2 protein-coding genes are annotated in these 2,659 nt (G+C 53.0%); one reads left to right on the forward strand and one right to left on the reverse strand.

The genetic code is table 11. The features are described 5' to 3' along the window. Positions 1-304, forward strand: a 304-nt coding sequence (locus WKK33_RS00070; protein WP_337931951.1) for a fibronectin type III-like domain-contianing protein, incomplete at its 5' end; no start/stop codon positions are given. A 215-nt stretch (positions 305-519) separates the two neighbouring features. Here WKK33_RS00070 and WKK33_RS00075 read toward each other — a convergent pair. Next, positions 520-1,869, reverse strand: coding sequence for an NAD(P)/FAD-dependent oxidoreductase (locus WKK33_RS00075; protein WP_337931952.1), 1,350 nt, complete (start codon positions 1,867-1,869; stop codon positions 520-522). Between the last annotated feature and the right edge of the window lie 790 nt (positions 1,870-2,659).

Raw genomic sequence — 2,659 nt, forward strand, 5'->3', positions numbered from 1 at the left:
GGTGAGCGTGGATGTGAAGAATACGGGCAAGGTGGCAGGCAAAGAGAGCGTTCTCCTGTTCAGCAGCGATCTCATCGCCAGTATGGTGCCTGATGGCCGTCGCCTCCGTGCCTTCGACAAGGTAGAGCTTCAGCCAGGTGAGACCAAGACCGTTACCTTCGATTTGAATGCCGATGATCTTGCCTTCGTAGGTTATGATGGCAAATGGAGATTGGAAGAAGGCGATTTCAAGTTGATGATTGCCGATCAGAATGCCGATATCCATTGTACTGATACTTATCAGTGGCAATCTGCCAATCGATAAAGAATATAAAGAGTTTTAGAAAAGAGCGTACCAATAGCGGTGCGCTCTTTTTGTTTGCTTAGTTACTACTATAGGGGTGCAGAGTAGTTACATGATATCAGACTCTGAATCCTTGTTGATGCCAATACCTCCTTGCTTGAAAATATTGTGGCGATAACTCTCAGACGCAAATATGGTGATTCTCTTATTCCACTCTCCACACGATTAAAAGGCCCTTAGTCCATGAGGTCTTCGCCAAGGTGGGTTCGCTGCTCGCGCTTGATGCGCTCTTGCACCTCACGTGGTTTGGTGGCGTAGGTAATCATGCGGATGGAGTCGTTGTAGCTCACGTATTTCCACAACCAGTTGAGCAGCACCATCATCTTGTTTTTCACGCCGAGGATGGAGCGCAGGTGCACCACGAGCCACAGTATCCAGGCAAAGAAGCCCTGGCTGCGGAACTTGCCGATCTCCACCACGGCCTTGTTGCGGCCAATGGTCGCCATGGAGCCGAGGTTGTTGTAGGTGAAGGGTGTGAGCTCGCTGTCGGGCAGGCCCTCGTTGATCTTCTTGAGGTTCTTGGCGAGGTTCTTGGCCTGCTGTATGGCCACCTGCGCCACCTGCGGATGGCCGTTGGGATAAGCCCCGTCGGTGGTTTGCAAGCACTGGTCGCCAATGGCAAACACGCCGTCCAAGCCAGGGATGCGGTTGAAGGCGTCGACCTTAAAGCGGAAGCCACGCCCCAAGTGGCTCTCGTCGATGCCCGGCATGGCGTTGGCCCTGATGCCCGACACCCATAGGAAGGTGCGTGTGGGAATCTCCGTTCCGTCTTTCATGATGACCTTGTGGTCGCGGTAGTCGGTAACCATCTTGCCAAACTGTATGTCGACGCCCATGCTCTTGAGGAAGTGGTACGCCTTCTCCGATGAGGCGGGCGACATGCCGGCAAGCAGGCGGTCGCCGGCCTCGATGAGGTAGATGTGCATCAGCGTCGAGTCCATGTCGGGATAGTCGTAGGGTATGACGTAGCGCTTCATCTCCGACAAGGCGCCGGCAATCTCCACACCGGTGGCGCCACCGCCCACGATCACCACGTTGAGCAGCTCCTGTCGCTCCTCCTCGGTGGCGCAGGTGAGCGCGCGCTCCAAGTTGGAGAGCAGGGCGTTGCGCAGGCCCATGGCCTCGGGCACGGTCTTCATGGGCATGGCCCACTCTTCGATGTTCTTGTTGCCAAAGAAGTTGGTTGTGGCTCCGGCCGCCAGAACCAGGTAGTCGTAGTCGATCTTGCCGATGGAGGTCTGTAGGATTTTCTTTTCCACGTCAACCATGCGAGCTTCAGCCATACGGAAATAGAAGTCCTTTTGCTTGCGGAAAATCTGTCGGAAGGGGAACGATATGCTGCTGGGGTCGATACCCGCCGAGGCGATCTGATAGATCAGCGGTGGAAACTGGTGGAAGTTGTTCTTGTCGATCATCACCACCTGCATGCCCGACCCATAGAGGTCTTCAGCCAGGCGCAGTCCGCCGAGGCCGCCACCAACGATTACTACTCTTTTCTTCTGATTTCTCTGGATATTGATGCTCATGATATAAAAAGGGTTTTATTAGTTCCATTTCATGGCACGTTTTCTCGCCATGGCAGAGCTTAAATAAACTTAGCGCTGCTCATCTGGCTTAACGAAAACCTTGCTCTTTGTGACGGCAAAGTTAGCCGTTCTGGAGCAAGCCATTTCTTTCTTTTGTCGGTTTCTTCTTGCAAACGATAGTAACCGATTGCCGTGCGATGATCCCATTCTGTTGTAGGGTTATCGTTCCGTGGGTGCAAAGGTACGCATTTTCCTTGAAATATGTGTTACGGCAGGCCGCCGCCCGCTATTTTTATGTTTTGAGTCAAGCGATCGCATGGCGCCGACGGCGCGATCTGTGTTATTGACAAGCAGTCGCATGGCATCTGTGCTTATCTGAGAGATCCGTGGGAGAATAAAAACATCCAGCCTGTTCTTTAGCGCATTGCGCGCTTAGTTGTCGCCCACAGATCTCGCGGATTTCCACAGATTTTTCGCATACCAAGCAAGCCCATCGTGTGACATTCTCCCACACAACTCTCCGCATGCGAAAAATCCGTGGCAATCCGTTGCGCCGACTGCGCATCAAAACCAAGCAGTGGGCAGCGGAGCAAGAGTAAAGAATCCGTGAAAAGACCCATCCGTGCGCATCGGTGCAATCCGTGTTTTTGATAAAGGCACCCCGCATGGCCATTGCGCAATTGTTAGTGCCCACCGCCTACGGCGATGGTCTCTGGGGTCTACAGAACACGGATATCACTCTAAGTTTGCAGAAGAATGCGACGCAGTCGCATAAATGTTAAATAATCAA

This window comes from Hallella sp., from assembly GCF_037460745.1.
Lineage (GTDB): Bacteria > Bacteroidota > Bacteroidia > Bacteroidales > Bacteroidaceae > Prevotella > Prevotella faecis.

What these genes read in the sequence shown, in the direction of transcription:
- WKK33_RS00075 (WP_337931952.1), bottom strand. Translation starts at nt 1,869, where the DNA reads ATGAGCATCAATATCCAGAGAAATCAGAAGAAAAGAGTAGTAATCGTT.